6 protein-coding genes are annotated in these 7,586 nt (G+C 65.9%); 3 read left to right on the top strand and 3 right to left on the bottom strand.

Annotation, left to right across the window (positions count from 1 at the left end; all coding sequences use genetic code 11):
* Positions 1-317: 317 nt before the first annotated feature.
* Both Q0602_RS23395 and Q0602_RS23390 read left to right on the top strand, forming a co-directional pair.
* Positions 318-644: an accessory factor UbiK family protein gene (locus tag Q0602_RS23395; RefSeq protein WP_298848472.1), complete on the top strand. Its 327-nt coding sequence runs from the start codon at positions 318-320 to the stop codon at positions 642-644.
* A 173-nt stretch (positions 645-817) separates the two neighbouring features.
* Positions 818-2,338, top strand: a complete 1,521-nt coding sequence (locus Q0602_RS23390; RefSeq protein WP_298848470.1) for a YifB family Mg chelatase-like AAA ATPase — start codon at positions 818-820, stop codon at positions 2,336-2,338.
* A gap of 27 nt (positions 2,339-2,365) precedes the next feature.
* On the opposite strand, the gene Q0602_RS23385 is transcribed toward Q0602_RS23390, so the two are convergent.
* From Q0602_RS23385 to Q0602_RS23375, 3 genes are read right to left on the bottom strand one after another with little or no spacing between them, the layout of a single operon-like run.
* A complete protein-coding gene (locus Q0602_RS23385) occupies positions 2,366-3,478 on the bottom strand; it encodes an aminotransferase class I/II-fold pyridoxal phosphate-dependent enzyme (RefSeq protein WP_298848468.1) in 1,113 nt (370 codons plus the stop codon).
* Between the two features lie 24 nt (positions 3,479-3,502).
* Complete coding sequence (locus Q0602_RS23380; protein ID WP_295037708.1) at positions 3,503-4,000, bottom strand: hypothetical protein; 498 nt, start codon at positions 3,998-4,000, stop codon at positions 3,503-3,505.
* Entirely contained in the window at positions 3,997-4,992 is a 996-nt protein-coding gene (locus Q0602_RS23375; protein ID WP_298848465.1) for an alpha/beta hydrolase, read from the bottom strand. Before Q0602_RS23375 ends, Q0602_RS23380 begins: the two co-directional genes overlap by 4 nt.
* A gap of 266 nt (positions 4,993-5,258) precedes the next feature.
* On the opposite strand from Q0602_RS23375, the gene Q0602_RS23370 reads away from it, so the two are divergent.
* Positions 5,259-7,454, top strand: a complete 2,196-nt coding sequence (locus tag Q0602_RS23370; protein WP_298848463.1) for a malate synthase G — start codon at positions 5,259-5,261, stop codon at positions 7,452-7,454.
* The last annotated feature ends 132 nt before the right edge of the window (positions 7,455-7,586 follow it).

Raw genomic sequence — 7,586 nt, 5'->3', positions numbered from 1 at the left:
CGCACATCGTCGAGCTTGAAGGGTTTAATGATGGCGGTGATGAGTTTCATCCCTTGTCTCTCCCGTAATCGGCTTGCGCCTTCAGATGACAGGCAGGACACATGCCATTTGTCTTCGAGGATAGAAAAATCAATGAGTTGTCTTTGGTCTTGAGGGCTGCATTTATCAATGCATCACGACTGGCGTCATTGACTGCACCAGAACCATGCAGCCCGGTTTTTCGGCTGCACCTTTTGTGCGCAGGCGTAAAGCCGGGAGTTTGCGTAGACTTGAGTGACAGGTCACCGAAGACATCGGGAAATCAAGGAGACAGTTTCATGTCGGCACAGGATCGGTTCGAGCGTCTGACCAGGCAGTTGGGTGACAAGCTTCACGGCGCCTCCCAGGCACCCGGCGATATCCAACGCAACATGCAGGGTGTATTGCGGGGCGCCATGGAGCGTATGGAGATCGTTTCCCGGGAGGATTTCGACATCATGATGGAGGTGCTCCAGCGCACGCGTGAACGCGTCGAGGCGCTGGAGGAGCAGGTCGCGGCGCTGGAGAATACGTTGCAGAGCGAGCAGGCGGCCCAACCCCGGGTCGAGCCCAAGACGCCGCCCGTCGATGATACCGATGGCAGCGCCCACGGAACCCGGCCCTGATCGCGGCAGGATCGGAGGCTCCCGGTTCACTTCGTCGCTGGGGGCGGTCCGATTGTCGGCACCGCTCGAGTTGCGATATCACGTAACATTATGTAGTTGTAGGGCTGCAAGGGATGTCGCGCTGGCATCCCCCGGCCTGGGGCGACTGCCCAGGTGCCGACCTGGGAGACGACATGACGCTTGCCATCGTGCGCGCCCGCGCCAGCCTCGGACTCGAGGCCCCCGAAGTGCTGATCGAGGTTCACCTCAGTAATGGTCTGCCGGGATTGACGCTGGTGGGTCTTCCGGAAACGGCGGTCAAGGAGAGTCGCGAACGGGTTCGCAGCGCACTCATCAACGCCGGTTTCGAGTTTCCCTCGCGTCGCATCACGCTTAACCTGGCGCCTGCCGACCTGCCCAAGGACGGCGGCCGCTTCGATCTCCCCATCGCCCTGGGCATTCTGATGGCATCCGGCCAGGTTCCCGTCGAGGCGGCCGGGCAGCTCGAGGTCGTCGGCGAACTGGCGCTGGATGGCGCGCTGCGGCCGGTCACCGGCGTACTGCCGACCGCACTGGCCGCACGGCGGGCGGGCCGCGGTCTCATCGTCCCGCTCGCCAATGCCGACGAAGCCGCGCTGGCCGACGGCGTCGAAGTGTTCGCGGCGGGGCATCTTCTCGAGGTGGTAAGCCATCTGCTCGGTCGCGAGAAACTCGTTGCGCACCAATTTGGCGCGCCCGTCAACGCGGAGCTCCCCCAACCGGATATGGCGGATGTCAAAGGCCAGCACCAGGCGCGCCGGGCGCTGGAGGTCGCGGCGGCGGGTGGCCACAATCTGCTGCTGGCGGGGCCGCCAGGCACCGGCAAGACCATGCTGGCCAGTCGGCTGGCGGGCATTCTGCCGCCACTGACACAAGATGAATCGCTCGAGGTGGCGGCGGTGAGGTCGGTCTGCGGACTGCCGATCATGGAACGCTGGGGACAGCGGCCGTTTCGCAATCCTCATCACACCTCGAGCAGCGTGGCGTTGGTGGGCGGCGGCTCGCGGCCGCGGCCCGGCGAGATCTCGCTCGCGCACCAGGGCGTGCTGTTTCTGGACGAACTGCCGGAGTTCGACCGCCACGTGCTGGAAGTGCTGCGCGAGCCGATGGAATCGGCGCAGATCCTGATCTCCCGGGCCAATCACCAGCGCCGCTTCCCGGCCCGCTTCCAACTGGTCGCCGCCATGAATCCCTGCCCCTGCGGTCATCTCGGCGATCCGCGCCAGCGCTGCCACTGCAGCCCCGCGCAGATCCAGCGCTACCAGTCGCGATTGTCCGGGCCGCTGCTGGACCGGATCGACCTGCAGGTCGAAGTGCCGGCGCTGCCGGCCACGCAGCTCACCGACCGGACGCCGGGGGAAGCATCGGCCAGCGTGAGGGAGCGGGTTCTCGCCGCCCGCCGGCGCCAGCAGGCGCGGGGGCATCTCAACGCCCATCTTCCTGGCTCCGAGCTGGAAGCCGCCTGCGCCTTGTCCTCGGATGAGCGGCAGTGGTTCGCCAGCGTGCTGGATCGGCTCAATCTTTCGGCGCGAGCCTATCACCGCGTGCTACGGGTGGCGTTGACCCTGGCCGATCTCAGCGGCGAGACGCGGGTCGGCAAGGCGCAGCTGATGGAGGCGATCGGCTATCGCCAACTGGACCGAATGCTGAAGGCCAACGACCCCATGCGGGCCTGAATCCGAGCGGCGTCAGGCAAGCACGATTCATCCCCCGTCCCGCAGGGCCGATGCCAACGTCTCGAGCCTGCCCGGCACCAGCGCATCCTCGAGCGCGCTGATCCGCAGCACATGGCCCAGCGCCGGGTGCGCCGGGCGGTGGATCAGGGTGCCTTCCGCCAGCAGTTGCCGATGGATCGCCGTGGCCCGCTCGGCGTCGTCCAGCCGCAGTGCCACGAAATTGGTCGTGCTGGGCAGCACGTCGGCGCCGCGTTCTCGCAGCCACTCGCTCAGCGCCTCGCGTCGGCGTACCACCGCGGTCACATGCTCGCGGGTCTCGTCGGGGTGCGCGAGAACGGTCTCCGCGGCCGCCAGCGCCAGTGACGAGACAGCGTAGTGAATCCTCACTTTCAGCAGCATGGCATGGGTGTCCGGCGTGGCGATGGCGTAGCCCACGCGCAGGCCGGCGAGGCCATGGGCCTTCGAGAAGGTGCGTAGACGAATCACCCCGGGCCAGATCGCGTTGGCGGCCGGCGACCCCGCGTCGTCGCGGAAGTCATGGTAGGCCTCGTCGAGGACCAGGGTGCACTCCTCGGGGAGTCCGTTGCGCAGCGCCAGTACGTCGGCGTCGCTGTGGAGATGGCCGCTGGGGTTGTCGGGATTGGCGAGATAGACGACGCGGGCGTTCTCGCGACTGGCCCTGGCCGCCAGGGCGTCGAGATCCGGCGCCAGCAGGTCGGCGCGACTGGCGTACGCGACTTCCACCTGGCGGCAGCCCTGGGCGTGCACGAAGTAGCTCCAGGTCGGGTAGGTGCCGGCACTGGTGATGACCGTGTCGCCTGTCTCGCAAAGGGCGCGCAGCGCCAGCGCCATCAGGCTGTCCGCGCCCGCATCCACCAGCAGCGCTTCCATCGGCAAGCCCAGGCTCTCGGCCAGACGCCGGCGAACCTGCCACGCCTCGGCGTCGCCATAGGTGCGGGCGAGGTCGGCGACGTTCTTCCCGAATCGGGCCGTCAGTGCCCGGTGCGGCATGTCGAGCCCTTCGTTGGAGCCAATACGGTGAGGCAGGGCATGCCCGAGCCGGCGCTCCAGCGCCTGCAACCCGGGGAACGGATTGTGGGGACCATCTTGATTGCCGAGGTGGCGAGCAAAGCGTGACATGAATCTCTCTCTCGGACGTGGAAATCAGGGGGACTCGGTGGTCCTGGGCAGGGCATCGGGATCGATCGCGCCACTGGCGTGCCACTGCCAGTGCTCACCGTCGGGCTGGGAGAGGTCGAACTGCAGCAGATAGGGCTGCAAGGTCCGGTCGCTCAAACGCAGCGGCGGCGAGTCGGCCGTCAGCCTGGCCTGGAGCAGCCACTGTCCGTCGGCTTGCGCCGACATCGAGGTCGGCGCCCAGTCCAGGACATGAGGCGCGTTCTCGTTGCTCAGCAGCGCCCGACCCAACGCCTCGTTCAGCGCGGCCGGCGTGATCGGAAGCGCCTCGGCGACTTCCGCGGGGCGCAGCAGAATCGTGACCGCCGGGGTGTTCTGCACGGGCCAGGGCGGGGAGGCCAGCAATCCCCGGGCGGCATTGGCGGCCAGGCCCTTCAATGCCTCGCGGGCATCCGGCGGCGACTGGCTGATGCCGGCGCATCCGCCCAGCGTGAGCAACGCGAGCCCGATGATCAGCGACTTCATGAGGCGGGCAGCGGGTCGGGAGGATGCGTCGCGGCGAAGCGCGTCAGGAAGTCGTCGAGCGCCTCGAACAGCACCTGACGAATCGGTTCCGCCTCGTTGACCAGATGGTGACGGGCATCGGGATGACGCACGATCTGGGCGCGGGGAAACTTCCGGCGGAGCGCCTTGAGATTCCAGCTCCAGTCGACGGTCAGGTCCTGCTCTCCCTGCAGGATCAGCACCGGCAGCTCGCTGGGTGGCCGCTTGAGCAGGGTCGGCATCCAACGGCGCATGGCCGTGACCCAGGTCAAGGCCAGATGGTCGTCCTGGAGGGGGTCGTGCAGACGCAGGAAGTCGGCGAAATCGAGATTGGTGGTGTTGGCGCGATACTTTCGGGGAATGGTATCCACGAAAGGGCTGGCGATACGGTGTAGCCAGCGGGACTGGTTCCAGCCCCAGGGGCGAACCAGGGGGGCCAGCATCACCAGCCCCTGCCACGGCGCTTCGTCGCCGCGAGCCAGGGCGTCGGTGGCCACGATCGACGCGCCGGTGCTCTGGCCGATTGCCAGCCACGGCCCCGGCGCCAGATGTCGTTGCGCTATCTGACGCTCGACGTCATTGAAGCATTTCACGTAGTCGGTGAAGTCGTCGATGGTGGCGCGGGCGCCGCTGGAGAGTCCGTGGCCGGGCAGGTCCCACATCACCACCTGCCAGCCAAGCGCCAGCAGGCGTTCGAGCAGGTGGCCGTAGAGGCCGAGATGATCAAAGTAGCCGTGGACCACGAAGATCGTGCCCCGGGGCGAGGGGGGAGCCCAGACCTGCACCCAGAGCTCGAAGGTTCTTCCCTGCTCTCCTTCGGCTTGGAGATAACCGGCATGGAGCTCCAGATTCCCGTTGCTGTCCAGCAGCGGCGACAGCCGGTAATGGTCGAGATAGTCGGCCAATGGTGAATCGGAAAGCGTCTTGATGTGATGAAGCGGGCCAACAGCCTTCAATGGCGAAAAGTCGAGCATGTACGTATCTCCTGATCCGCCTATGCTACTCGTCGTGCGCTACCGAAACCATGACGCGGTGCAGGAGGCGGGCGATCGATAGCTCGGGATGCGGAGGGTGACGAAGGTCGAAGGAGACAACATCCGGGAGGCCGATTATGATGTCGCATAATCTATGGAAATATTTTCCACAAATGGTCATTTCCCACAAGTGGTCTGGTGGGTGCGGTGGCGGCGTGAATGAAGCGGCGGCCGTGACCTGAGTGACTACCGATCTGGAGACGAACATGATATCCGACACGACGAAACGTACCACTCATCACCGATTGCGGGTAGCGACAGCGCTCGATCGCTTCATTGTCGACGAGGTCCTGCCGGGCACCGATATCGAGGCCGACGCCTTCTGGGCCGGCTTCGACGCGCTGGTCCACGACCTGGCGCCCCGCAATCGGGCGCTGCTGGCCGAACGCGATCGCCTGCAGGCCGAGCTTGATCAGTGGCATCGCGACAATCCCGGCGGGATCGAGGATATGGCGGCCTATCGCGCCTTCCTCGAGAAGATCGGCTATCTGGTCGATGCCCCCGCGAAGGTCCAGGCCACCACCACCAACGTGGATGACGAGATCGCGCGGCAGGCCGGACCGCAACTGGTGGTACCGGTCAACAACGCCCGCTACGCGCTCAATGCCGCCAACGCTCGCTGGGGGAGCCTCTACGATGCGCTCTACGGCACCGACGTGATCAGCGAAGCGGATGGCGCCGAGAAGGGCAACGCCTACAACCCCAAGCGCGGCGAGAAGGTGATCGCCTACGCCCGCAACGTGCTCGACATGGCCGTGCCGCTGGCGACCGGTTCGCACCGGGAGGCGGTCGGCTATGCCATTCGCGATGGCCGGCTGTCGGCCACGCTGGAGGGCGGGCGCGATACCGGCCTGAAGAATCCGGGCCAGTTCGTCGGCTTCCGGGGCGAGGCGCCATCGCCCACGGCGATCCTGCTCTCCAACCACGGCCTGCATCTCGAGATCCAGATCGACGCCGACCACCCGATCGGCAAGACCGATCCGGCACACGTCAAGGATCTGCTGGTCGAGGCGGCGGTGACCACGATCATGGATTGCGAGGATTCGGTGGCGGCGGTCGATGCCGAGGACAAGACGCTGGTCTATCGCAACTGGCTCGGCCTGATGAAAGGCGATCTCGAGGAGCGCTTCGACAAGGGCGGCAAGACCGTCACCCGGCGACTCAATCCGGATCGCGACTACACCTTGCCGGATGGTGGCTCCTTGACCCTGCCGGGCCGCTCGCTGATGTTCGTGCGCAATGTGGGCCATCTGATGACCACGCCGGCCATCCTCGACGACGAGGGCAACGAGATCCCCGAGGGCATCCTGGATGCGGTGATGACCTCGCTGATCGGTCTGCACGACCTGAAACGGGAGCGTGGCAACTCGCGTGCCGGATCGCTCTACATCGTCAAGCCCAAGATGCACGGGCCGCAGGAAGTGGCGTTCGCCGACGAGCTGTTCGGTCGCGTCGAACAACTGCTCGGGCTGCCGGCGACCACGCTGAAGATGGGCATCATGGACGAGGAGCGCCGGACCTCGGTCAATCTCAAGGCCTGCATCGACGCGGCAGCCTCGCGCGTCGCCTTCATCAATACCGGTTTCCTGGACCGCACCGGCGACGAGATGCACACCGCCATGAACGCGGGGCCGATGCTGCGCAAGGGCGACATGAAGGGCAGCAAGTGGATCGGCGCCTATGAGCGCAGCAACGTCCAGATCGGGCTGGCCTGCGGACTGCGGGGCCGGGCCCAGATCGGCAAGGGCATGTGGGCGATGCCGGACCTGATGGCGGCGATGCTGGAGCAGAAAGTGGGCCATCCCAAGGCGGGTGCCAATACCGCCTGGGTGCCGTCGCCGACCGCGGCGGTGCTGCATGCGCTTCACTATCACCAGATCGACGTGGGAGCGATTCAGCGCGAACTGGAAGATCAGGGGGAGGTGGATCTGCTCGACGATCTGCTGACCGTGCCGGTCGACCCCAAGGCGGCCTGGGGCGCCGACGAGATCCAGCAGGAACTCGACAACAACTGCCAGGGCATCCTCGGCTACGTGGTGCGCTGGGTCGAACACGGCGTGGGCTGCTCCAAGGTGCCGGACATCCACGATGTCGGCCTGATGGAGGACCGCGCGACGCTGCGCATCTCCAGCCAGCACATCGCCAACTGGCTGCACCACGGCATCGTCGACGAGGCGCAGGTGCGCGAGACATTGGAGCGCATGGCCAAGGTGGTGGACGGGCAGAATGCCGACGATCCCGGCTATACGCCGATGACCTCGCATCTGGAAGATTCCAGCGCCTTCCAGGCCGCCTCGGACCTGATCTTCAAGGGCCGCGAGCAGCCCTCCGGCTACACCGAACCGCTGCTGCACCACTGGCGCGCCGTGGACAAGGCGGGCCGGGCTACGCCCGGAGCTTGAAGTCATAAGCTGGAAGTCGGAAGAAAAGTCAAAAGCGAAAACCGGTTGTTGGATTTTGCGGTGGTGGTTTGATCTTGGCTTCCAGCTTCCAGCTTCCAGCTTCCAGCTTCCAGCTTCCAGCTTCCAGCTTCC

Source organism: uncultured Salinicola sp. (assembly GCF_937921195.1).
Taxonomy (GTDB): Bacteria; Pseudomonadota; Gammaproteobacteria; order Pseudomonadales; family Halomonadaceae; genus Salinicola.
The sequence above is the reverse complement of the archived record's forward strand: the minus strand, read 5'-3'. Positions and strand labels throughout refer to the sequence as shown.

What these genes read in the sequence shown, in the direction of transcription:
- Q0602_RS23385 (WP_298848468.1), bottom strand. Translation starts at nt 3,478, where the DNA reads ATGTCACGCTTTGCTCGCCACCTCGGCAATCAAGATGGTCCCCACAAT.
- Q0602_RS23370 (WP_298848463.1), top strand. Translation starts at nt 5,259, where the DNA reads ATGATATCCGACACGACGAAACGTACCACTCATCACCGATTGCGGGTA.
- Q0602_RS23380 (WP_295037708.1), bottom strand. Translation starts at nt 4,000, where the DNA reads ATGAAGTCGCTGATCATCGGGCTCGCGTTGCTCACGCTGGGCGGATGC.
- Q0602_RS23375 (WP_298848465.1), bottom strand. Translation starts at nt 4,992, where the DNA reads ATGCTCGACTTTTCGCCATTGAAGGCTGTTGGCCCGCTTCATCACATC.
- Q0602_RS23395 (WP_298848472.1), top strand. Translation starts at nt 318, where the DNA reads ATGTCGGCACAGGATCGGTTCGAGCGTCTGACCAGGCAGTTGGGTGAC.
- Q0602_RS23390 (WP_298848470.1), top strand. Translation starts at nt 818, where the DNA reads ATGACGCTTGCCATCGTGCGCGCCCGCGCCAGCCTCGGACTCGAGGCC.